This window comes from Microbacterium jejuense (assembly GCF_019511665.1).
Classification (GTDB): Bacteria; Actinomycetota; Actinomycetes; order Actinomycetales; family Microbacteriaceae; genus Microbacterium; species Microbacterium jejuense_A.
Map to the genome: position 1 here is coordinate 15,269 of NZ_JAEUAW010000006.1, position 22,391 is coordinate 37,659.

At 70.7% G+C, this 22,391-nt stretch carries 23 protein-coding genes and 1 tRNA gene; 7 read left to right on the forward strand and 17 right to left on the reverse strand.

Translation table 11 applies throughout. The features are described from left to right. The first annotated feature begins 37 nt into the window (after window positions 1-37). The gene (locus JNB62_RS09280; protein WP_220300604.1) at window positions 38-958 is read left to right on the forward strand and encodes an AEC family transporter; all 921 of its coding nucleotides are present in this window, start codon (window positions 38-40) and stop codon (window positions 956-958) included. Between the two features lie 15 nt (window positions 959-973). Here JNB62_RS09280 and JNB62_RS09285 read toward each other — a convergent pair whose 3' ends face one another. Genes JNB62_RS09285 through JNB62_RS09295 form a run of 3 tightly spaced genes read right to left on the reverse strand, consistent with a single transcriptional unit; the run spans window position 974 to window position 2,558 of the window. Beyond that, complete coding sequence (locus tag JNB62_RS09285) at window positions 974-1,246, reverse strand: DUF6510 family protein (RefSeq protein WP_223231051.1); 273 nt, start codon at window positions 1,244-1,246, stop codon at window positions 974-976. Next, complete coding sequence (locus tag JNB62_RS09290; protein ID WP_220300605.1) at window positions 1,243-1,968, reverse strand: ferredoxin reductase; 726 nt, start codon at window positions 1,966-1,968, stop codon at window positions 1,243-1,245. Before JNB62_RS09290 ends, JNB62_RS09285 begins: the two co-directional genes overlap by 4 nt. After that, window positions 1,965-2,558 (reverse strand): sulfite oxidase-like oxidoreductase, encoded by a 594-nt coding sequence (locus JNB62_RS09295; RefSeq protein ID WP_220300606.1) that lies wholly within the window; start codon window positions 2,556-2,558, stop codon window positions 1,965-1,967. Before JNB62_RS09295 ends, JNB62_RS09290 begins: the two co-directional genes overlap by 4 nt. A gap of 104 nt (window positions 2,559-2,662) precedes the next feature. On the opposite strand from JNB62_RS09295, the gene JNB62_RS09300 reads away from it, so the two are divergent. Continuing rightward, window positions 2,663-3,220 (forward strand): HdeD family acid-resistance protein, encoded by a 558-nt coding sequence (locus tag JNB62_RS09300; RefSeq protein WP_220300607.1) that lies wholly within the window; start codon window positions 2,663-2,665, stop codon window positions 3,218-3,220. 63 nt (window positions 3,221-3,283) lie between these two features. Here JNB62_RS09300 and JNB62_RS09305 read toward each other — a convergent pair whose 3' ends face one another. Both JNB62_RS09305 and JNB62_RS09310 read right to left on the reverse strand, forming a co-directional pair. Beyond that, window positions 3,284-5,263: an alpha/beta hydrolase family protein gene (locus JNB62_RS09305; RefSeq protein WP_220300608.1), complete on the reverse strand. Its 1,980-nt coding sequence runs from the start codon at window positions 5,261-5,263 to the stop codon at window positions 3,284-3,286. A 3-nt stretch (window positions 5,264-5,266) separates the two neighbouring features. Continuing rightward, complete coding sequence (locus JNB62_RS09310) at window positions 5,267-6,052, reverse strand: SDR family oxidoreductase (RefSeq protein ID WP_220300609.1); 786 nt, start codon at window positions 6,050-6,052, stop codon at window positions 5,267-5,269. Between the two features lie 44 nt (window positions 6,053-6,096). Here JNB62_RS09310 and JNB62_RS09315 point away from each other — a divergent pair, with 44 nt between their 5' ends. The 4 genes from JNB62_RS09315 to JNB62_RS09330 all read left to right on the forward strand — a co-directional run bounded on the left by JNB62_RS09315 (window position 6,097) and on the right by JNB62_RS09330 (window position 8,977). After that, window positions 6,097-6,588 carry an NfeD family protein gene (locus JNB62_RS09315; RefSeq protein WP_220300610.1) on the forward strand — a complete coding sequence of 164 codons (492 nt, stop codon included), beginning with the start codon at window positions 6,097-6,099 and terminating at the stop codon, window positions 6,586-6,588. Beyond that, the gene (locus JNB62_RS09320; protein ID WP_220300611.1) at window positions 6,585-7,703 is read left to right on the forward strand and encodes an SPFH domain-containing protein; all 1,119 of its coding nucleotides are present in this window, start codon (window positions 6,585-6,587) and stop codon (window positions 7,701-7,703) included. Before JNB62_RS09315 ends, JNB62_RS09320 begins: the two co-directional genes overlap by 4 nt. Continuing rightward, window positions 7,700-8,476: a glycerophosphodiester phosphodiesterase family protein gene (locus tag JNB62_RS09325; RefSeq protein ID WP_220300612.1), complete on the forward strand. Its 777-nt coding sequence runs from the start codon at window positions 7,700-7,702 to the stop codon at window positions 8,474-8,476. The genes JNB62_RS09320 and JNB62_RS09325 overlap by 4 nt, the downstream gene beginning before the upstream one ends. 126 nt (window positions 8,477-8,602) lie before the next feature. Further along, a complete protein-coding gene (locus tag JNB62_RS09330) occupies window positions 8,603-8,977 on the forward strand; it encodes an RNA polymerase-binding protein RbpA (protein WP_220300613.1) in 375 nt (124 codons plus the stop codon). Window positions 8,978-8,980: 3 nt separating this feature from the next. Here the strand turns inward: JNB62_RS09330 and lnt are convergent, their stop codons facing one another. The 9 genes from lnt to JNB62_RS09375 all read right to left on the reverse strand — a co-directional run bounded on the left by lnt (window position 8,981) and on the right by JNB62_RS09375 (window position 18,981). Beyond that, window positions 8,981-10,564, reverse strand: coding sequence for an apolipoprotein N-acyltransferase (gene lnt, locus JNB62_RS09335; protein ID WP_220300614.1), 1,584 nt, complete (start codon window positions 10,562-10,564; stop codon window positions 8,981-8,983). A 23-nt stretch (window positions 10,565-10,587) separates the two neighbouring features. Continuing rightward, window positions 10,588-13,086 (reverse strand): DEAD/DEAH box helicase, encoded by a 2,499-nt coding sequence (locus JNB62_RS09340; protein ID WP_220300615.1) that lies wholly within the window; start codon window positions 13,084-13,086, stop codon window positions 10,588-10,590. Next, window positions 13,083-13,844 (reverse strand): twin-arginine translocase subunit TatC, encoded by a 762-nt coding sequence (tatC, locus tag JNB62_RS09345; protein ID WP_220300836.1) that lies wholly within the window; start codon window positions 13,842-13,844, stop codon window positions 13,083-13,085. Before tatC ends, JNB62_RS09340 begins: the two co-directional genes overlap by 4 nt. Window positions 13,845-13,910: 66 nt before the next feature. Further along, a complete protein-coding gene (gene tatA / locus JNB62_RS09350) occupies window positions 13,911-14,159 on the reverse strand; it encodes a Sec-independent protein translocase subunit TatA (RefSeq protein WP_220300616.1) in 249 nt (82 codons plus the stop codon). A 67-nt stretch (window positions 14,160-14,226) separates the two neighbouring features. After that, window positions 14,227-15,186 carry a helix-turn-helix transcriptional regulator gene (locus tag JNB62_RS09355; protein ID WP_220300617.1) on the reverse strand — a complete coding sequence of 320 codons (960 nt, stop codon included), beginning with the start codon at window positions 15,184-15,186 and terminating at the stop codon, window positions 14,227-14,229. After that, window positions 15,183-16,178, reverse strand: coding sequence for a helix-turn-helix transcriptional regulator (locus JNB62_RS09360; RefSeq protein WP_220300618.1), 996 nt, complete (start codon window positions 16,176-16,178; stop codon window positions 15,183-15,185). Before JNB62_RS09360 ends, JNB62_RS09355 begins: the two co-directional genes overlap by 4 nt. 47 nt (window positions 16,179-16,225) lie before the next feature. Then, entirely contained in the window at window positions 16,226-17,209 is a 984-nt protein-coding gene (locus tag JNB62_RS09365) for an FKBP-type peptidyl-prolyl cis-trans isomerase (RefSeq protein WP_220300619.1), read from the reverse strand. 9 nt (window positions 17,210-17,218) lie between these two features. Continuing rightward, complete coding sequence (locus tag JNB62_RS09370) at window positions 17,219-18,271, reverse strand: tRNA (adenine-N1)-methyltransferase (protein ID WP_223231052.1); 1,053 nt, start codon at window positions 18,269-18,271, stop codon at window positions 17,219-17,221. Beyond that, entirely contained in the window at window positions 18,268-18,981 is a 714-nt protein-coding gene (locus JNB62_RS09375) for an HAD family hydrolase (RefSeq protein ID WP_220300620.1), read from the reverse strand. Before JNB62_RS09375 ends, JNB62_RS09370 begins: the two co-directional genes overlap by 4 nt. Window positions 18,982-19,075: 94 nt before the next feature. Between JNB62_RS09375 and JNB62_RS09380 the strand changes: the two genes are divergently transcribed. After that, the gene (locus JNB62_RS09380) at window positions 19,076-19,963 is read left to right on the forward strand and encodes a PAC2 family protein (protein WP_220300621.1); all 888 of its coding nucleotides are present in this window, start codon (window positions 19,076-19,078) and stop codon (window positions 19,961-19,963) included. A gap of 30 nt (window positions 19,964-19,993) precedes the next feature. Here the strand turns inward: JNB62_RS09380 and JNB62_RS09385 are convergent, their stop codons facing one another. The 3 genes from JNB62_RS09385 to JNB62_RS09395 all read right to left on the reverse strand — a co-directional run bounded on the left by JNB62_RS09385 (window position 19,994) and on the right by JNB62_RS09395 (window position 22,341). After that, window positions 19,994-20,815 carry an undecaprenyl-diphosphate phosphatase gene (locus JNB62_RS09385; protein WP_220300622.1) on the reverse strand — a complete coding sequence of 274 codons (822 nt, stop codon included), beginning with the start codon at window positions 20,813-20,815 and terminating at the stop codon, window positions 19,994-19,996. A 68-nt stretch (window positions 20,816-20,883) separates the two neighbouring features. Then, the gene (locus JNB62_RS09390) at window positions 20,884-22,179 is read right to left on the reverse strand and encodes a M20/M25/M40 family metallo-hydrolase (RefSeq protein ID WP_220300623.1); all 1,296 of its coding nucleotides are present in this window, start codon (window positions 22,177-22,179) and stop codon (window positions 20,884-20,886) included. 77 nt (window positions 22,180-22,256) lie between these two features. After that, a tRNA-Leu gene (locus tag JNB62_RS09395) sits at window positions 22,257-22,341 on the reverse strand. Window positions 22,342-22,391 lie beyond the last annotated feature (50 nt).

Genomic DNA, 22,391 nt, shown 5'->3' on the forward strand with positions numbered 1-22,391 from the left:
ATTCACGCCCAGGGAACGGTTTCTCTAGGCTCGAAGAATGCTGGAGTCGCTCACCGGGTTCGTCGTGGTGGGCGTCGCGATCCTGGTGGGCTGGATCCTCGGCCGCATCGACCTGCTCGGCGAGCACGCGCGACCGGTCCTGGCGCGGCTGACGTTCTTCGTGCTGTCGCCGTTCCTGCTGTTCACGGTGCTGTCGCAGGCGGACGTTCACACGCTGTTCTCGTCGCTGCTGCCGGTGTCGGCGATCGCCGCGGTGGCCGTCATCGTCGCGTATGCGCTCATCGCACGATTCGCGTTCCGGCGGTCCGTCGGAGAGACGGTCATCGGCGCCCTCAGTGCCGGCCAGGTCAACTCCAACAACATCGGCATCCCGCTGTCGCTGTATCTGCTGGGCAGCGCGGCGTATCCGGCGCCCGTGATCCTCCTGCAGCTGCTGGTGTTCACGCCCGTCACGATGGCGATCCTGGATGCCGTCACGACAGCCCGCACGTCGCTCTGGCGCTCCGTCGTGCGGGTGGCCACCAATCCCCTCGTGCTCGGCTCGGCACTGGGCGCGCTCGTCTCGGTCCTCGGGATCGACCTGCCGCCGGTCGTGCTGCAGCCGGCACTGCTCATCGCCAACGCGTGCGTGCCGGTGCTGCTGATCGCGTATGGGATCTCACTGCACGGGCAGCGGGTGCTCGGCCCGTCGGGGCGTCGGCGCGACATCGTGCTCGCCACCACGCTGAAGCTCGTCGCGATGCCGCTCATCGCATGGGCGGTCGCCGAGTTCGTCTTCAGTCTGAGCGCGCACGACGTGCTGGTGGTCACGGTGCTCGCGGCGCTGCCGACGGCGCAGAACGTCTTCAACTACTCGCAGCGCTACGACATCGGCGAGACCATCTCGCGCGACACCGTCTTCCTCACCACGATCGGGTGCGTGCCGGTGCTCATCATCGTCACCCTGCTGCTCGGGTGACTCCCCCGGCGCCGCTCAGTCCCGCACGACCTCGTGCAGCGCACCCAGGATCAGCCGCGTTCCGCCGTCGTCACGCAGCACCGTGAAGAGCGTGTGCGTGCACGAGCGGCAGCGGACGATCGCCGCCGACTCGTCGAGCTCGACGACCGTCTCGGCGAACGGCGCCGCTGCGCCGCATCCGCCGCACACCCCGACGAGGGCCGTGACGTCCGCCCCGAACACGTCCCACAGCATCCCGGCAGCGGCGTTGCCGTCCACCGTGCTCGTCGCGTTGTCTGCCCGCATCATGCGCCTCCGAACCGCTCGGTCTTGATCCGCTCCGGTGCGTGGCCGAGTTCAACCAGCGCGTCGGCGACGTGCTCGACGAACCCCGTCGGACCGCACACGTACACGATCGGCCGCTGCTCGGGCGGCCACACGGCTGCGCGCAGGGCGTCGGCGTCGATCCGGCCGACGCTCCCCTGCCAGCCGTCAGGCGCGGCACGCGTATAGCGCCAGGTGACCGCCACTCCCCCGTCGGCCGCGTCCCGTTCCAGCTCGTCGCGATATATCGCGTCCTCCTGGGTGCGCACGGAGTACAGCAGACGAAGGGATGCCGCAGCCCCGGCATCCTTCGCCGCCCGCGCGATCGCGACCAGCGGGACCACGCCCGAGCCGCCTGCGATGAGCTGAACGGGCTCCGCTCCCCCGGGCCGCCACACGAAGTAGCCGCCGAGCGGGCCCTTCACCTCCAGCTCGTCGCCCGGGAGCACGTCCCGCACGAGATACGGCGACACCTCGCCCTCGGGGATCTCGTCGACGGCGAGCTCGATCGTGTCGGACGCCCCGTACGAACCGAGCGAGTACGACCGCACGGCCTGGTAGCCGTCCTCGGCGGTGAGCCGGATGTCGACGTGCTGGCCCGCATCGCTTCCCGGCCAGCCGGGCACGGTGACGCGCAGGATGCGGGCCGACGGGGTGACGTCAGCGACCTCGGCGACCCGCGCGGACCGCCAGCCGCCGACCGTCACCAATATCGCTCCTCGGTCCAGGGATCGCCGTGCATGTTGTAGCCGTTCTGCTCCCAGAACCCCGGCTCATCCTGGTCCATGAGCGTGAGGCCGCGCACCCACTTCGCGCTCTTCCAGAAGTAGAGGTGCGGCACCAGCAGACGCGCCGGCCCGCCGTGCTCGGGGTCGAGCGGCTCGCCGTCGAACTCGAACGCCACCCACGCCTGCCCGTCTCGCAGCTCGTCGAGCGGGACGTTCGTCGTGTAGCCGCCGTACGAGTGCGCCATCGCGTACGAGGCATCGGTGTCGACGGCATCGAGCAGCGTATCGAGCGACACCCCGCGCCACGACGTGCCGAGCTTCGACCACCGGGTCACGCAGTGGATGTCTGTGTGGACGTCCTCGATGGGCAGGGAGAGGAACTCGTCCCACGTCCACGACACCTCCGTCCCGGCCTCGGTGCGGATCCCGAAGCGCCAGTCGGCGGTGTCGATGCGCGGCGTCGGTCCGGCCGACAGCACGGGGAAATCCTCGGTCAGATACTGCCCCGGAGGCAGGTGCGGGTCGGTGTCGCGGCGCCGTGCGCCGAATCCCCTGGAGATGACGGCCATGCTCGATGTTTTACACCCCGCGGCCCGTCGAAGCCCACATGTTCGATGCGGGGTCTAAGCTTTAGCCGCATTCCATTCAGGAAACTCTCAGAAAGGCACCTCTCATGTCCACCGCATCCGAGGCCGAGAAGTCGGCCGTCAACGGAATCCGCACGGCGCTCGGCATCGGCGGCGTCCTCGCACTCATCGTCGGCATCCTGATCCTGGTGTGGCCGGGCAAGACCTTCGCGGTCGTCACCGCCATCATCGCGATCTACGCCATCGCCGCGGGTCTCGTCTACGCCGGACTCGGCATCTTCTCCAAGACCAAGGGCGGGTGGGCCCGTGTCGGCCACATCGTCCTGGGCGTGCTGTTCATCATCGCCGGTGTCATCGCCCTCTTCAACCTGACCGCGTCGAGCGCCTACCTGCTGCTGTTCATCGGCATCCTGGTCGGCATCCTGTGGATCGTCGAGGGCATCGTCGCGCTGTCGACGCTGGGTGACGCCGCGTCGAAGGGCTGGTCGATCTTCTTCGCCATCCTGAGCATCATCGCCGGTATCATCGTCCTCTTCTCGCCCGTCTGGGGCACGATCGTCCTGTGGTGGATCCTGGGCATCTCGCTCGTGGTCCTCGGCATCATCAACATCGTGCGCGCCTTCACCTTCAAGGGCGACCTCTGATCAGGGACTGAACGCGAGAGGCCCCGGGAGCGCGAGCTCCCGGGGCCTCTCGCGTTCGCGGCGTCAGCCGACCGGCAGGTGCCGCGCCCACCAGTCGAGCACGGCGTCGAAGCGCTCGACGCGATGCCGCGGCTGTCCGGACCGGGTCAGCTCATGGTTCTCGCCCGGGAACACCAGCATCTCGGCCTCGGTGCCCTGGCGCCTGAGCGCGGTGTAGTAGCGGGTCGCCTGCTCGAGCGGGCAGCGGAAGTCGAGCTCGGAGTGCATCACGAGCGTCGGCGTCTTCACCTGCCCCACCACAGCCATCGGGCTCTGGCGGGCGATATCGTCGGCCGACACGCCGACGTACTCGTCGCCGAAGAACGACCCGATGTCGCTGGTCCCCTGGAACGACACGGGCTCGAGGAAGCCGCGCTCGACGATCGCGCCGGCGAACCGGTGGTCGTGCGCGATCACCCAGGCCGTCAGGTAGCCGCCGTACGAGCCGCCCTGCACGCCGACGCGCTCGCCGTCGAGCCGCTCGTCGGACGCGATCGCGCCCTCGAAGAAGTCGATGACGTCGGCGAAGTCGACGGTGCCCATCTGCTGGCGGATGCTGCGGCCGTGCGCGGGGCCGTAGCCCGCGGAACCGCGGGGGTTCGAGTAGACGACGGCGTACCCGGCATCGACGAGCACCTGTGTCTCGTCGAACAGGTGCACGCCGTACGAGGCGAACGGCCCGCCGTGGATCTGCAGGATCACGGGGAACGGCCCCTCGCCCTCGGGCGCGGCCACCCAGCCGTGCACGGGGTAGCCGTCGCGACCGGTCACGGTGAGCTCGCGTGGGATCGCGATGCCGGATGCCGCGGCCCCGGCTCCGAAGTCGGTCAGGGTGCGCGTCGTCCCGCCGTCGACGAGCATCAGCTCGCCGAACGAGTCGGGCCGGGCCACGGCGGCCACCACGCGCTCGCCGGCCGCGGCGTGCCCGCTGACCTCGAGGTCGCCGCCCAGCACCTCCGCTACGGCGCCGTCCCGCGACACCCGCAGCAGGCGCACACGGCCGCGCGTGCTGTCGTGGACGAGGAAGTCGTCGCCGGAAGCGCTCAGGTGCCCCTCGCCGAGGTACACCTCGTCGACGTCGGTGAGTCGACGCGGCCCCTCGGGTCCGAGGAGGAACAGGCCGACGCCGGGTGCGATGAAGTCGCGCCCGTCGCCGACCTCGTGCCCCAGCAACGCGACGGTGCCGTCGTCGGCGACCGCGATGTCGAACACCGACAGCCCGGCGTCGAAGGCGAGCACCTCGCGCTCGCCCGATCCGTCGACCGCGACGGCGACGACGCGCGTGCGCAGGTCGCGCACCGCCGATTCGATGTCGTCCGTCGCGGTGAGCAGCTCGGAGCCGTCCGCAGAGAACACGAGTCCCCCGTGCGAGGTCGTGCCGTCGGTGAGCTGTCGCGCCTCTGCGGCCACGACGGTCTTCTTCGGCACCGGAGCGTCGTCCGGGCGCACGGCGGCCGCCGGCTCGTAGAACGGCTCGGCGTCCACATCCGGCGCGGCGACGACGAACACGTGCGACGGACGGTCGCCGATGTACCCGAGCCCGTTGGCGTGCCAGCGGATGCCCGTGATGCGACGCGGCGATTCGGCTGCGGCATCCAATCCCTCCACGCTGCCGTACCGACCCTTCTCGGGCACGCGCGCGAGGAAGGCGAGGGAGGCGCCGTCGGGCGACCATGCGTACTCCTCGACCCCGAGGCTCGCGTCTGTCGCCTGCACCGGCTCGCCGCCGGCGGCGGGGATCACGTGCACCTGGGGCTTGCCCTTCGCATCGCCGCGCACGAACGCCAGGCGTGTGCCGTCGGGCGACAGCTTCGGTGAGCCGTCCGCGGTGCCGCGGGTGAGGCGGCGCGGCGCGCCGTCCGGAAGGTCCACGCGCCACACCTGCCCCACGCCGCGGTTCGCGGCGATGTCGGGGCGTGAGGTGGCGAAGACCGCGAACGACCCGTCGGGCGCGATGTCGGGCCGCGAGACCGCGATGAGCGTCTCGATGTCAGTGGCGCGCATCGGTCACGCCTCTCCGAACGACGACACGTCGCCGATCAGCCGCGTGTTGTCGGCGGGCACCGGCTCGTAGGCGGCCGCAGCCACCTCGGCCGCGAACTCCGACACGTTGTAGAGCTTGCCGGCGTCCTCACGACGGGCGGCGATGGCGCCGGGGTTGGCGCGCTCGAGGAGAGTCGCGGTGATCGTGCCCTCGATCATGTCGCCCGACACCACGACGAACTCGACGCCGCGCTCGGTGAGAGCGGGGATGCGCTCGCGCAGGGCGTCCTCGCCGGCGCGCTTCGACAGAGCGACGGGCTCGTACTCGGGCATCGTCGGGGTGGTGCGGATGAAGTGGGCCTGGTGGCTGGTGACGAACACCACGCGCGAGCCCTCGCCCAGCAGCGGCAGCGCCGTCTCGAGCACGCGCACCTGGGCGTCGCGATTCAGCTGCAGCGCGTAGTCCTCGGCCATTCCGGACTCCATGCCGCCGGACGCGTTGAGCACGAGGACGTCGAGCCCCCCGAAGGTGTCGCGGACCTGTTCGAACATCGCCTGGACGGATGCCTCGTCGGTGAGATCCGCGCCCACCACGAGCGTCTGCACCCCGAGCTCGCGCAGCTCCGCAGCGAGCTTCTCGGCCCGCGGCGCCTTGTTGCGGTAGTTGATGACGACGTTCGCGCCGGCCTCGGCGAGGTAGCGCGCGGTGTCGGCGCCGATGCCTCGTGACGAGCCGGTGACGAGGGCGGTCTTGCCGCTCAGCGAACCAGCAGGGATCGGGGTGGAAGTCGGGTGGGTTGACTCAGTCACGCAACGACCCTACCTGCTAGGTTCGAGGCAAGAGGAGGCGCACCGTGGAGCTCATCCAGACCATCGAGCAATGGGCGTGGATCGGCTGGCTCGTCCTGATCCTGGTCTTTCTCGTCATCGAGATGCTCACGCTCGATTTCACGTTCCTGATGCTGTCGATCGGCGGACTCGCCGGCCTGGCCGCCGACCTGCTCGGCGCCCCCGTGTGGCTGCAGGTCATCATCGCCGCGGTCGCGGGAGCCCTGCTCATCCTGTTCCTGCGTCCGCCGCTGCTGCGACGCCTGCGTCGCGGCGAGGATCCGACGCCGTCGAACGTCGACGCCCTCATCGGCATCGGCGGACTCGTCGTCTCGACGGTCGGCGCCCACTCCGGGCAGGTCAAGCTCGCCAACGGCGACGTCTGGACAGCCCGCGCCGAAGGCGGCGAACTCGAACCCGGCACGCGCGTGCTGGTCAGCCGCATCGACGGGGCGACTGCGGTCGTGCGCGTCGCCGAAGCGATCACTCCCCCACACCCCGAGGAGCCCCGCCTGTGAACGACTCCGTCATCCCCACCACGATCGGGTGGATCCTCGCGATCGCGGTCTTCATCTTCGTGCTGGTCGTGATCTTCCGCTCGATCCGCATCGTTCCGCAGGCCACCGCCGGCGTCGTCGAGCGTCTCGGCCGCTACCACAAGACCCTCACGCCCGGTCTGAACCTGCTGGTGCCGTTCATCGACCGGCTGCGGCCCCTCATCGACATGCGCGAGCAGGTCGTCTCGTTCCCGCCGCAGCCCGTCATCACCGAAGACAACCTCGTCGTCTCGATCGACACCGTCGTCTACTTCCAGGTCACCGACGCCCGGGCGGCGACGTACGAGATCGCCAACTACCTGGGCGCCGTCGAGCAGCTGACCACCACGACGCTCCGCAATGTCGTCGGCGGCCTGAACCTCGAAGAGGCGCTCACCAGCCGCGACGAGATCAACGGCCAGCTGCGCGTCGTGCTCGACGAGGCGACCGGCAAGTGGGGCATCCGCGTGTCCCGTGTCGAGCTCAAGGCGATCGACCCGCCCATCTCGATCCAGGACTCGATGGAGAAGCAGATGCGCGCCGAGCGCGACCGCCGCGCCGCGATCCTCACGGCCGAAGGCTCGAAGCAGTCGCAGATCCTCGAGGCCGAGGGCCGCCGGCAGGCCGAGATCCTCCGCGCCGAGGGCGACAAGCAGGCCGCGGTGCTGCGCGCACAGGGTGAGGCGCAGGCCATCGAGATGGTGTTCAACGCGATCCACGTCGGCGACCCCGACGAGAAGCTGCTGGCCTACCAGTACCTGCAGACCCTGCCGAAGATCTCCGAGAGCCCGTCGAGCAAGCTGTGGATCATCCCGAGCGAGCTGACCGAGGCGCTCAAGGGCATCGGCGAGGCGTTCGGCGGCCGGGTGCCCGCCGGTCCGCGAAGCACCACGACGGCGTCCTCGCTCGGCACACCGGCCTCTGCGGCGCGCACCGGCACCACCGCCGACGAAGCGGTGGCGGCCGCGCGCGAGGCGGCGACGGCCGCCGACGACATCGCGACCGCGGCGCAGCAGACGGCCACGCCCGGACTCGGCGCACCGCCCGCGCCGCCGGCATCCGACGATCCCGACGCGGGAACCGCTCCCTCTTCGTGACCCACCCGTGGTTCCGCGGCATCACCCCGCCGCGCGTGCTCGCGCATCGCGGTCTGGTGATGCCGGAGGCGGCGGCGGAGGGCATCGCCGAGAACTCGTTCGCGGCCGTCGCCGCCGCACACTCCGCGGGAGCGCCGTATGTGGAGTCCGACTGCCACCTGACCGCGGACGGCGTCGTCGTGCTGTTCCACGACGAGGACCTCTCGCGCGTGACCGGCGACCCCCGCCGGATCGCCGACGTCACGCTGACCGAGCTCGAGCAGCTGATGGCCGAGCGTGGCGGTCTCATCACCCTCCAGCAGGCGCTCGACGCGTTCCCGACGGTGCGCTTCAACCTCGACGTGAAGGCGGAGGATGCCGCCGTCCCGGTCGGCACGGCGGTCGCGCCGTTCGCCGACCGGGTGCTCGTGACCAGCTTCTCCGACGACCGCCGGCGCCGAGCCCTCGACGCGGCCGCGGCGAAGGGCGGCGGCATCCGTCCCGCCACCTCCGGCGGAACCCGCACGATCGCTCGGGTCCTCGCTGCCGTCACAGCGCGCTCCGACCGTCTCGTCGCCCGGGCGCTCGCGGGCGTGGACGCGCTCCAGGTGCCTGAGCGTCGCGGACGCATCCGGGTGGTCACGCCGCGGCTGATCGCGGCGGCGCATCGCCACGACGTCGAGGTGCACGTGTGGACCGTGAACGCCCCCGACGACATGCGCCGGCTCATCGGGATGGGCGTCGACGGCATCGTCACCGACCGCGCCGACATCGCACTCGACGCGCTGTCTTAGCACACGAGGGTGACGGGTGGCCGGCCCCGCTGTGCATCCACTGTGAAAGGTCGACGAACCCCCCTCCTTCGGATGATCCGCACAGGTCGCTTCGTTATACCTGTACAGCGACGAGAGGACCACAAAATGGCAGACCGCAGCCTGCGCGGCATCCGACTCGGCGCCCAGAGCCTACAGAGCGAAGAGGGCGTCGTTTTCCATGAGCGTGCACAGCACATCTACACGTGTTCGTCCTGCGGACGTGACACGACCCTGACTTTCGCGGCCGACGCCGAGGTGCCCCCGGCCTGGGAGTGCCGCACGTGCGGTGCCGAGGCGCTTCTGCGCGTCGGCGACGGCACGGCCACCGTCGACCACTCGGGCGACAAGACCCCTCGCAGCCACTGGGACATGCTCCTGGAGCGCCGCACCATCCCCGAGCTCGAAGAGCTCCTCGAAGAGCGCCTCGCGTACCTGCGGGCACGCCGCGGCGGCGAAGACGCCGCGAAGCTCACCGCCTGACGCTCAGTCGATCTCTGCGACGCCGGTCCCCTCGGGGGCCGGCGCTTTCGCGTTGCGCCGGCGACCCAGGACGCCCACCGCCACGAGCCCGATGACCCCGCCCCACACGAGCAGCAGCTGGATGGCGCCGCCCGCGAAGACCGCCGGAGTGAGGCCGGTGCGCAGCGGCACGTCTTCGAGCATGCGCCCCGCGGTGTCGGCGGGGAGGCCGGCGATCTCTGAGCCGTCCGGCGCGATGATCTGACTCGTGCCGACGGTCGAGATGTTCACCACCGAGCGTCCGGTCTCGACCGCGCGCATGCGCGCGAAGGCGAGCTGCTGGAGGTTCTCGTCGGTGCCGCGGAAGTCCGCGTTGTTGGTCTGGAACATGAACACCTCGGCGCCGTCCTGCGCGCCATCCCAGATCACGTCGTCGTAGATGACGTCGAAGCAGATGGCGAGCCCCACTCCCACGCCGTCGACGTCGAAGTACGGGCGCGCTCCGCCGGGCGTGTACTCGCGCTGGATCAGGTCGATGAGGTCCGGCGCGAACAGCCGGTAGAACGCACGGTCGGGAACCCATTCCCCGAACGGCACGGGATGCCGCTTGTCGTACACGTCGACCGGGTTGTCGGCATCCTCCTCCCACAGCAGCGACGAGTTGAAGTACTCGTCGCCTCGCTGCGTCACCGCTGCGACGATGAGCGGCGCGTCCATGCGGGCAGCGAGGTTGTCGAGCGTGCGAGCCGTGCCCTCGTTCATCGTCGGGTCGGAGTCCACGCCGCCCTCGGGCCACAGCAGGACGTCCACGTCCTCGCCGAACAGCGGCGCCGTCGCCTGCAGCTGAGCGTTCAGCACGTCGTTGCGGCCGCGCTGGTCGAAGTACCCTGCGGGGCCGTTGCCCTGGACCGCGGCGACGCGCAGGGTGCCGGCATCCGTCGTCGGGAACTGCGGGAGGGCGAACAGCACCACGACGACGAGCATCGCCGGCAGCGGCGTGCGCCAGTCGCGCAGTCGTCCGAGGCGTGCCCACTCGACCGCCGATGCGCAGGCCATCACGATCAGGAACGACAAGCCCGCCACGCCCACCCACGACGCGACCGACGCCAGCGGGCTGTCGGCCTGCGTGATGCCCACGCGTCCCCACGGGAAGCCGCCGTACGGCCACGTTCCCAAGAGCTGCTCACGGAGCACCCACAGCGCCGCCACGAGGGCCGGGAGCGCCACCAGGCGGGCCCAGGCCCCGTTGCGCACGCGGGGCAGCCATCGGTAGGCGAGGGCGATGGGCACCGCCGCAGCGGCCGTCAGCGCCGCTTCGAAGATCGACAGGGCGAGCCACGGCACGGGGCCCAGGTAGCGGGCGGTGAACGACACGTTCACGAGAAAGAACGCCAGGCCGAAGACGAAGCCGACGAGCACCGCGCTCCACGCTCGGCGGCCGATCAGGCTCACGAGCGTCAGCGGGATCGCGACGAACACCATCGGCCACCAGGCCAGCCCGGGGAACGCCGTCGTCAGCGCCAGACCGCCGGCCGCCGCCGCGATGACCGCGGCCCACAGGGGAAGCAGCGGGCGCGGAAGGGCGGGGCGGGATCGCGCGTCGGGCACGGCTCCCAGCCTAAGCGAGCCGCCTACACGCCGGAGTACGCGACGATGCCGCGGCGCACGGCGTCCAGCGCCTTGCGGGCCGTGCCGGCGATCGGCTGATCCGCCACGAGCGAGAGCTGGTCGAGAAGGTCGATGGTCTGCTTGGCCCACCGGACGAAGTCGCCCGCCGCCATGTCGGCCTCCATCAGCACGCGGTCCAGCGACCCGCCGCGCGCCCAGGTGTGCATCGCGGTCGACAGTCCAGCGGCGACCGGCTCAGAACCGGGCAGCCGGTGCTCCTGCTCCAGGTCGTCGAGCTCCAGCCACAGCGTCAGCGTCGCGTCGAACGCCGCGCGGAACGCGCCGCGCGGGAGTCCGCGCTCCCCAGGGCCGCCGTCGTCGCGCCGCGGCTCGTAGACCAGCGCGCACGCCAGCGCGGCCAGCGAGGCGGCATCCAGATCCTTCCAGATGCCGCGCCGCAGCGACTCCGCCACGAGAAGGTCGCGTTCGCCGTAGATACGGCGCATCGTGCGACCCGACGGGGTCAGCGCGGTCACGCCGTCATCCGACACGGTCACGTACTTCAGGGCGGCGAGCACGTCGACGACGCGGTCGAAGATGCGCGCGACGGTCCCCGTGCGCGTCTCGATCTGGCGACGCAGCTTGTCGACGTCGCGCTTCATGCGCCAGTAGCGCTCGGCCCAGCGCGCGTGGTGCTCGCGGTCGGGGCACGAGTGACAGGGGTGCCGCTGCATCTGCGTGCGCAGGCTCGCGATGTGCCGCTGTCGCTCGTCCCGTGTGCGCCGGGAGGCGCCGGCGTCCTTGCGGTTGGTCTTCTCGAGGTCGCTGAGCTCGCGGCGGATGCGCGAGTACTCGGCGAAGTCGCCGCGGTCGCACGACATCGCCTTCGCGTACCCGGCGAGCGACTCCTCCTGTTCGCGCACCTGCCGGGCGATCCCGACGACGGCACGGTCGGCCTGGAACTGGGCGAACGACGATTCCAGGATCTCGCGCGCCTTCGCGCGCCCGAACTGGTCGATGAGGTTGACGGCCATGTTGTAGGTGGGCCGGAAGCTGGAGTTCAGCGGGTACGTGCGCCGCGATGCCAGCGCGGCGACGGCCTGCGGGTCGAGGCCCTCGGTCCACTGGATGACCGCGTGCCCCTCGACGTCGATGCCGCGGCGCCCGGCGCGTCCGGTGAGCTGCGTGTACTCCCCCGAAGTGATGGCGACGCGGGCCTCGCCGTTGAACTTCTCGAGCTTCTCCAGCACCACCGTGCGGGCGGGCATGTTGATGCCGAGCGCCAGCGTCTCGGTCGCGAACACGACCTTCACGAGCTTGCGCTGGAACAGCTCCTCGACCACCTCTTTGAACGCCGGCAGCAGTCCCGCGTGGTGCGACGCAACGCCGCGCTCGAGGTTGTCGCGCCACTCCCAGAAGCCGAGGACGGCGAGGTCCTCCTCCTGCAGCGTGCGCGTGCGCTCCTCGATCACCTCGCGGATCTCGCGTCGCTCGTCGGGGTTCGTGAGCCGCACGCCCGAGCGGCGCACCTGCTGCACGGCCGCATCGCAGCCCGCACGGCTGAAGATGAAGAAGATCGCCGGCAGCAGGTTCGCGCGCCGCAGCAGCTCCACGACCTCCGGCCGGTCGAGGCGCTCGATGCGCTGCACGTTCGCGGAGCGCACCGGTCGCTTCATGCCGCGGTTCGGACGGCGACGGGATGCCTCGTACCCGGCGTGCCGGGCGCTGTTCGAGGCCTGCACGCGACGGTTGTTGTCGAAGTTCGAGCCCTTGAACGAGCGGATGCGCATGAGCTCTTGATTCACCTGGGCGGTCGCGACGCCGGCGCGGTCGTCGAACAGCGGCAGCAGATCGCCGCGGACGAGCACGTGCTGTTCGAGGGGCACCGGACGCGTCTCGGACACGATGACTTCGGTGTCTCCCCTGACGGTGTCGAGCCAGTCGCCGAACTCCTCGGCGTTCGACACCGTCGCCGAGAGCGACACGAGCTTGACGCTCGGCGCGAGGTGGATGATGACCTCCTCCCACACCGCGCCGCGGAAGCGGTCGGCGAGGTAGTGCACCTCGTCCATCACGACGTAGCGCAGGCCGCGCAGCGCCGGCGAATCGGCGTACAGCATGTTGCGCAGCACCTCGGTCGTCATGACGACCACCCGCGCGTTGCCGTTGATGTTCGTGTCGCCCGTGAGCAGGCCCACCTCGTCCGGCCCGTACACGTCCTGCAGCTCGCGGAACTTCTGGTTCGACAGTGCCTTCATCGGCGTCGTGTAGAACGCCTTGTCACCCGGTTCGCGCATCGCGAGGTGCACGGCGAACTCTCCCACGATCGTCTTGCCCGCGCCCGTCGGCGCCGCGACCAGGACGCTGCGCCCTTCTTCGAGGGCGCGGCACCCCTCCACCTGGAACGGGTCGAGCTCGAACGGCTGGGATGCCGCGAACGCGGCCGTGAGGGGATGGCTGCGGTCGAGGCGCGCCGCGTCGCTCGCGCGTGCGTAGCGCTCGGCAGGACCGGGATCGCTCACGAGACCTCGGGCGGCAGCAGCGTCGACGTGCGCCTCGCCTTGCGGCGGTCGAACAGCATCGACAGACCGACTGCGGCGAAATAGAGGACGCACAGGATGCCGGCCAGCAGCAGCATCGAGGTGACGTCGGCCGCGGGCGTCGCCGCGGCCGCGAAGACCGTGATCACGATGACGGCGATGCGCCACCCCTTGAGGATGTCCCGGCCCGACACGACGCCGGCGAGGTTCAGCGCCACGAGGAACACCGGCGTCACGAACGAGACCCCAATCACCAGCAGCAGCTTGAAGACGAAGTCGTAGTACGTCGCGTAGTCGTAGAACTGGGCGATGCCCTGACCGTTGGGCACGAAGTTCGCCATGATCACCACCATGTGCGGCATGATCAGCCAGCCGACGTACAGCCCCGCGATGAACAGCGGAATGGCCGAGGCCATGAAGCCCACGGTGTACCGCACCTCTTTGCGCGTCAGGCCCGGCATCACGAACGCCCAGATCTGCCACAGCCACACCGGCGCCGAGATGAGCAGGCCGATCGCGAACGCGATGCGCATGTGCAGGTCGAAACCGCTCGACACCGTCGTGAAGTTGAGGGCGGTGTACTCGCGGCCGGCCTCGCTCGCGATCTGCTCGATGGGCTGCGACAGCAGGTCGATCACCCAGCCGCTGATCACGAAGGCGATGACCATCCCGACGATCAGGCCGGCGGCGGCGATGAAGAGCCGCTTGCGCAGCTCGAGGAGATGCTGCTTGAGCGACATGCGCTTGTCGCGCCGAGGCTGCTCGGGCTCCTCGATGCGCGGTGGATCCGTGGTGACCACGGCAGGTCAGGAGGTGGTGTCTGAGGTGCTGCTCGAGCTCGCGGGAGTGTCTGCTGCGGGGGTCTCGGGCGCCACGCTGTCGGCCTTGCCCGACTTGGCGGTGGCGTCGTCGTCCTTCATGGCCTTCATCTCGCCCTTGAACACCCGCGCGGACTGCCCGAGGCTCTTGGCGAGGGCCGGAAGCTTCGCAGCCCCGAACAGGAGCAGGATCACCGCGAGGATGATCAGAAGATGCGGCCATCCGAATGCGCCCATGCGGAATCTCCTTGTCGGTGCGGATGTGCGTCCAGTGTAACCCGATGCCGTCGACGCGATGCCGACTTCACCGGTACTGCGCGAGTCCGGCTTCGGCCCACTCCGCGACCGCGCGGCGGGCCGCCGGAGGCTCGAGCACCTCGACGACGCCGCTGCGGCGTGCCGCGAGCCGTCGCAGGCTGAGTTCGTCCGCCACGCGCATGGTCGCGACCGTCATGCCGTCGGCGGTGTCGAGCACGGCACGGTCGAGGTAGTCGCCCAGCAGGGGCGCCGCCGCCTCGGGGAACCGCACACGGGCGACGACCTCGCCGGCGTCGGTGTCGAACCACGCCGGGGCGGGCTCCTCGGAATGCGTGCTGCGGATGCCGGTCAGCTCGAGGTCGCTCACACGGTCCAGGTGGAACGTCCGCATCGCCTCACGCAGGTGGCACCAGCCCTGCAGGTACCACTGGCCGCTCGCGATGTGCACCTTCACCGGATCGACGGTGCGGGTCGTGGGAGCGGCATCCGGAGCCTTGTAGGTGAACGAGACGGCGACGTGCCGCCGCAGGGCGTCGGCGACGAGGTCGCGCACCGCGTCGACGGGCTCCGGAGCGAGGATGACCTCCGCGGGAGCGGCCGAGGCGCCGCGCGCGAGCTTGGCGAGCAGGCCGGCGTACAGCTCGGTGTCGCCGACGCCGGGGATCGAGCGCGCGAGCTGCAGCCCGGCGAGCAGCGCGGCGGCCTCGCGCGCGGTGAGCTTGGGGGCGCGCTCCAGACCGACGGCGTTCGTGATGACGATGAGGTCCCGCTCGTCGAGGAGGTCCCAGTCGATGTCGAACAGGTCGTTCGCCATCTGCCAGTACCCGCGGTCGCCGGGCAGTCCGATGACCGTCAGCTTCTCGACCATCGATCGCATCTGCGCGGGTGTGACGTCGAACTCGGCCGCGGCCTCCTCCAGCGACACCTCGCCCTTGCCGATCAGGTACGGCACGAGCTGGAGCATCAGGGCGGCGCGATCGGTCGCCACCAGCGGGCGGGGGCTCATGCGGCACCTCCATGGGCGTCGCGCGTGGCGGCGAGCCGGTCGATCACGCGGTCGCGCAGGTCGGCGGGTTCGACGACGCGGACCTCGGGGCCGTACGAGGCGAGCTCGTCCGCGAAGATGTGGACGTCGACGTACGGGACGCGGATGCCCTGCTCGGCCGGCGTCGCCCGGCGGGCGAGACGCAGGGCCGCCTCGGTGCCCGGATTGACCTCGAGCAGCGCGCTGTTGCGCGCCGCGACGGCTTCGAGACCCGCGAGCGCCCGCTCGCCGGCGCCCTCGCGCAGAGCGGGGTCGAAGGTGCCGCGACCGGTCACGACCGGGCCGACGATGCGCGACAGCAGGAACGTGCGGTCGGCCTGCGCGTCGAGGTCGATGCCGAACACGTGCCAGCGGGCCTCGTACTCGACGAGCGCGAGCGGCTGGATGCGGCGGGTGCGGGGCGCGCTCTCGCCCGGCTTCAGGTAGGGGAAGGTGACCACGCGGCTGGCGTCGATCGCCTGGTGCAGCGCCGGGAACGCCGGGTCGCGCGGGTTGAGCTGCGGCGAGAAGCCGATGATCGGCTCGTCGACGAGATCGCCGAGCGCCCGGATCTTGCGCAGCCCGCTGCGGGCGTCGGCCGACATCGAGCCCTCGCTCCACACTCCCCCGGCCAGCGTCAGGAGCGCGAGCTCGGCAGGCGTGAAGTCGATGTCTTCGGGGAGCTCGTACTCGGCGCTCGGCACGCGGTAGCGCGCCTCGCGCAGGTCGTCGGGATCGGCCCAGTCGCCGATGGTCTCGATCGGCACTCCCAGACCGCGCAGCGACTCCTTGTCGCGCTCGAACATCTTCTCGAGCGCGTCCTTCGATGCACCGGCCTCGCTCTGCTCGCGGTAGCCCGCGACGGAGGTCAGGATCGTGTCCTTGGTCAGGCCCTGATCGGTCGCGATGAGGGCCACCACGAGGTTGAGCAGGCGCTCCTCGGGCGGGATCTTCGCGGCGGCGGTGGCAGGCACCCGCCTATCCTATGGCCGGGCCGGAGCCCGGTCTCGGATGCGCGCGGTCAGCCTTCGTCGGTCGTGGGCGCCTCGGCGTCCAGGCCGAGGATGTCGATCACGAACACGAGCGTCGAGTTCGCCGGGATCGACGCCTGCTCCTTGTCGCCGTAGCCCTGGTCGGGCGGGATCACGACCATCACCTGCGAGCCGACGGTCTGCCCCTCGAGGGCCTTGGCGAAGCCGGGCACGACGCCGTCGAGCGTCACCGAGGCCCCGGAGGCGTCCCACGTCGTGTCGAAGGGCTCGTCGGCCCCCCACACCACGCCGGTGTAGTGCACGCGCACCGGCTGGTCGCCCGTGACCTTCTCGCCGTCGCCCTTGATGAGCGTCTGGACCACGAGGTCCTTCGGCGCGGGCGTGCCGCTCGGGATCGTGATGCCGGGTCGCCCGTCGGGCGCGCGCACGACGCTGGGCAGGCCGAAGCCGCTGTTGAACTGCAGCTGGCCGGCGGCGGAGGGCAGGTAGACCTTGTGGATGTCGAGCACCGCCACGACCGAGTCGCCCTCGTCGAGCTTGAAGCTCGCCGCGATGCCCTCGGCCATGTCGTCGGGCGACAGCGCCACCGCCACGCGCGACCCAGCGGTCGCGCAGTGCAGCGCCTTCTCGAAGCCCGGGAAGTTCGTCGCCCACTGCGACGGCGATGTCACGCGCGACATGTCGCCGTCGTACGCGGTGGAGACGATCGGGTCGCCGGTCGCACCGCTGAAGAGCGCGACGTCCATCACCATCAGCTGATCGTTCGAGCTGATGGCTGTGCCGTCGCCGGTCACGAGGTCCTGGTAGCCGAGCTTCGACGCGTGCAGCGGCGTGTACACGTCCACGTTCGGCTCGCTGTCGGTGTCTCCCGTGACGTCGATGAGCTTCATCACGTCGGGGTTCGACTCCGCGGGCCGGGAGCAGTCCGCGGCGGACACGTTCTGCAACGAGCATCCGGTGAGGCCGACGGTCACCAGGCCCAGGACGACGAGGGCAACGGGGATCTTGCGCACCGCAACAGTCTAGGTGGTGCGCCCGGCGTCTTCCGTCCCGTGGGGGTCGTGCGGCGAGGTCGTCCCCTGCGAGCCGGCGGCAGCCAGGCGGGCGCCCTCGGCGGCGCGCTCGGCCTCGCGCACCCGCTTGCGCAGGTTCTTGTCGGTGATCTGCCGGTCTCCGACGGCGCCGGGGGTCCAGAGCTCGACGTCCTCGTCGCCGTAGCTCGACTTCGACGCGCGGCGCTTGACCTCGGGCGGAACGGCACCGGGAGCGAGCCGGCGCGCCCACACCAGGAACCCGGTGTGCGCCACCATGCGGTGGTCGGGCCGCACCGCGAGCCCCTCGACGTGCCAGCCGCGCACCATCGTCTCGTTCGCGTCGGGCTCGGTGAACAGCCCCGTGGCGCGGATGTACTCGGCGACCCGGCTGAGCTGCGTGGCCGTCGCGACGTAGCACACCACGACGCCGCCGGGCGTGAGGGCGTCGGCGACGACGTCGATGCACTCCCACGGCGCCAGCATGTCGAGCACGACGCGATCGACGGATGCCGCGGCCACCGCCTGCGGCAGTTCCGTGGCCAGATCGCCCACGACGACGTCCCAGTTGGCCGGTGCGGCGCCCGTGAAGGTCTCGACGTTGGCCTTCGCGACCGCGGCGAAGTCGTCGCGGCGCTCGAACGACAACAGGCGCCCCTCGGCGCCGATCGCGCGCAGCAGCCACAGCGACAGCGCGCCCGACCCGACCCCGGCCTCGACGACCGTGGCGCCCGGGAAGATGTCGGCCTCGGCCAGGATCTGCGCGGCATCCTTCGGGTACACGATCGCCGCGCCGCGCGGCATCGACATGACGAAGTCGCGCAGCAGCGGCCGCAGCGCGAGGTATTCGTGGCCGCCGCTGTTGGCGACGACGGAGCCGTCGGGCTGCCCCACGAGCTGCTCGTGCTTGAGCACGCCGTGGTGCGTGTGCAGTTCGCCACCCTCCCGCAGCGTGATGGTGTGGAGGCGCGCCTTGGGCCCGGTCAGCTGCACGCGGTCGCCGAAGCGGAACGGCCCACTCGGACGGGTGGTCTCGTCGCTCATCGCGCGGTCTCCTCGACGGGTGCGGTCTCTTCCGCGCGCAGGCGGGCGCGGTGGGTCTGGTGGAAGGCGGCGACGTCGTCGGCGGTGCGGCCGGCGAGCGAGTCCCACAGCACATGCGCTCCGGCACCCGTGAGCGACACCATGAGCGGCACGCCGATGACCGACGCGCCGGAGGCCACCGCCGAACGCAGCCCATTGGGCGAGTCCTCGATGGCCACGGTCTCGTCGGGCGTCACGCCGAGCGCCTCGCACGCCTGCAGGTACGGGTCCGGGAAGGGCTTCGGGCGCGTCGCGTCGTCGCCCGCGACGATCACGTCGAACGCGTCGAAGTCGATGAGGTCGACGACCGTGTCGGCCATGCGACGCATCGACATCGTCACGAGTCCGGTCTTGATGCCCGCTGCGCGCAGGTCCGCGAGCAGCTCGCGCGCGCCGGGGCGGAACGGGATGCCGGTCTCGGCGAGCTGGCGCATGACCTCGGCGGTCAGGTGGTCGATGATCGCATCCGTGCTCATCCGCACGCCGACGCCCTGCAGGATGCGGGCGGAGTCCTCCAGACCGAGGCCGACGAGCCCCAGCGCCTGCTCGTGCGACCAGGTGCCGCCGTAGCTCTCGATGAGCGGCGTCTCGGCGGCCATCCAGTAGGGCTCGGTGTCGACGAGTGTTCCGTCCATGTCCCACAGGACCGCGGCGAGAGGAGGTGCGTTCACCGACCCATCCTCCCATAGCGGCCTCGGCCCCCTCCGGCGGCCCCGGGCCTATCCTGGAGGGAACCCCGCAGCCGCTGCGGGTGGAAGGGGTCTCGTGGACGGACTGGGTCGCCGGGTGCTCGTCGCCGCGTTCGACGGGTGGAACGACGCGGGCGAAGCCGCATCGTCCGCCGTCTCGCACCTGCGGGAGGGCGGATCCTACGAACCCGTGTTCTCGGTCGACCCCGAGCTGTACTTCGACTACCAGTACACGCGCCCGACCGTCGAGACCGACGGCGAGGGACGCCGGTCGCTCCGCTGGCCCGAGGCCACGCTGCTGCGCCCGGCTCGCACGACGCGCGGCGGCACGCAGCTGTGGCTGCTGACCGGCGTCGAGCCCGCGCGTGCGTGGCAGGCGTTCTCGTCCGAGCTCATCGACGTCGCGCTGCGCGAGGACATCACCGGCATGGTCGCGATCGGGTCGATGATGTCGGACGTGCCGCACACGCGACCGATCTCGGTGTTCGCGGGCAGCGACAACGAGGCGCTGCGCGGCGCCCTGGAGCTCGAGCGCAGCACGTACGAGGGCCCCGTCGGCATCCTGAGCGTGCTGGGCGATGCGGCAGAGCGCGCCGGCATCCCGACAGCGAGCCTGTGGGCCAGCGTCCCCCACTACGTGGCCGGGCACACCCCGTCGCCCAAGGCGACGCTCGCCCTGCTCGACAAGCTCGAAGACCTCACGGGCGCCTCGGTGCCGCGCGGCGACCTCGCGACCGAGGCGGCGACGTGGGAGGCGACGATCGATGCGGCCGCTGCGGACGACGAGGAGATGACGGAGTACATCCGCCAGCTCGAACGCACCCGCGACACGTGGGACTCCCCCGAGGCCTCCGGCGACGCGATCGCGCAGGAGTTCGAGCGCTACCTGCGCCGCACCGACGGCCGCTCCGGCGACGGCCCGCAGAAGCCGGGTCGCGACGACCCGCGCTCCCCCGGGCGCTGAGCCGTCGGCAGGCTCAGGGACCGGTCGCGCCTACGCGCTGATCACGCCCATGCTCAGCAGCACGAGCAGCAGCGAGCCGACGAACACGCGGTAGACCACGAACGGCAAGAAGCTGTGCTTCGAGATCCAGTTCATGAAGAACGCGATCACGCCCAGCGCCACCACGAAGGCCACGCCGGTCGCGACGGCCGTCTCGCCCAGCGTGAACACGCCCGGCTCGTCGAGGCTCTTGAACAGCTGGAAGAACCCGCTGCCGAACACGGCGGGGATCGCGAGCAGGAACGCGTAACGCGCGGCCGCGGCACGCTCGTACCCCATGAAGAGGCCGGCCGTGATGGTGCCGCCCGAGCGCGACACGCCCGGGATGAGCGCGAGGGCCTGCGCGAACCCGTAGATCACGCCGTGGCCGACCGTGATGTCTTCGAGCTTGCGCCTCTTGGCACCGTAGTGGTCGGCGATGCCCAGCAGCACGCCGAAGAAGATGAGCATGCCGGCCGTGATCCACAGTGACCGCAGCACGGTCTCGATCTGGTCCTGGAAGAGGATGCCGAGCACCACGATCGGGATCGAGCCGATGATGATGAGCCAGCCCATCCGCGCGTCGGGGTCGTTGCGCGGGATCTTTCCGAACAGTGCGCGGAACCAGTGCCCGATGATGCGCACGATGTCACGCCAGAAGAACACCACGACGGCCGCCTCCGTGCCGATCTGCGTGATGGCGGTGAACGCCGCTCCGGGGTCCTGCGCGCCGGGCAGGAACTCGCCCAGGATGCGCAGGTGCGCGCTCGATGAGATCGGGAGGAACTCGGTCAGACCCTGGACGAGGCCCAGGATGATCGCCTCGAGAAGCATGGGCGCCTTTCAGCCGTGCGGTGACAGTGGGGCGGAGGGGATGCCGCGGCCGGCGGCATCCCTCGGTTTCAGTAGGTGCGCAGAAGGTCGGTGAGCACGGCCTGCCCGAACACGAGCGCGTCGATGGGGACGCGCTCGTCGACGCCGTGGAACATGCCGGTGAAGTCGAGGTCGGACGGCAGCCGCAGGGGCGCGAACCCGTAGCCGGCGATGCCGAGCGCCGCGAGCGCCTTGTTGTCGGTGCCGCCGCCCATGAGGTACGGGATGACCGGAACACCCGGGTCGTGGCGGCCCAGCGCGCCGACCATGGCATCGACCAGATCGCCCGAGAACGGCACCTCGAGACCGATGTCCTGGTGGACGATCTCGACCTCGACGTCGTCGCCGACGATGCGGCGGATGTCGGCGAGGGCCGCCGCTTCGGTGCCCGGCAGCACGCGCACGTCGACGAGCGCCTCGGCGCGGTCGGGGATCACGTTGTGCTTGTAGCCGGCGACGAGGCCGGTCGGGTTGGTCGTGGTGCGCAGCGTCGAGCGGAGGAATCCGGATGCCGCACCCGTCGCCGCGGCGATCGCGTCGGGGTCGTCCGCAGTCTGTCCCGTGAGCTCGGCGAGACGCTCGGTCATCTCGCGCGTCGCGTCGGTGAGCGTCACCGGCCAGGCGGTGCGGCCGAGCGCGGCGACGGCCTCGGCGAGACGGGTCACGGCGTTGGCCGCGTGGAAGCTGGAGCCGTGCGCGGCGCGGCCTCGCGCGACGAGGCGGATCCAGATGAGCGCCTTCTCGCCGACCTGCAGGAGGTAGGCGTGGCGGTCGCCGATCGGGATCGAATAGCCTCCGACCTCGCTGATCGCCTCGGTGGCGCCGGCGAACCACTCCGGGTGGTTCTCGACGACGAGCGCGGATCCTTCGACGCCGCCGTTCTCCTCGTCGGCGAAGAACGCGACCACGAGGTCCCGCTCGGGCTGCTCGCCCGCGCGCAGCAGGTCGGCCACCGACGTGAGGATCATGGCGTCCATGTCCTTCATGTCGACGGCGCCACGGCCCCACAGCAGGCCGTCCTTCACGACGCCCTCGAACGGGTCGACGCTCCAGTCCTCGGCCATCGCGGGGACCACGTCAAGGTGGCCGTGCAGCACGAGCGCGGGCTTGTCGCGGTTGCGTCCCGGCACACGCGCCATCACGTTCGTTCGGCGCGGGATCGGCTCGTAGAACTCGGGCGTGAGGCCCAGGCGTTCGAGGTAGGCGCCGACGTACTCGGCGGCCTCGCGCTCGCCGGCCGACCGGCCGCCCCCGTGGTTCGTGGTGTCGAAGCGGATGAGATCCCTCGCGACAGCGGCGACTTCGGGCAGTTCGGCTTCGGGCATGCCTGCAAACCTATCTGGTGGAGCAAGGAAGGTCGTGTGGACGAAAGAAGGCCCCCTTTCGGGGGCCTTCTTCACTGTGCGCGAGGGGGGACTTGAACCCCCACGCCCTATACGGGCACTAGCACCTCAAGCTAGCGCGTCTACCTATTCCGCCACCCGCGCAGGTGGTTTCTGGTTTCGCAACCGAGGAATGACATTACCACGTCACCACA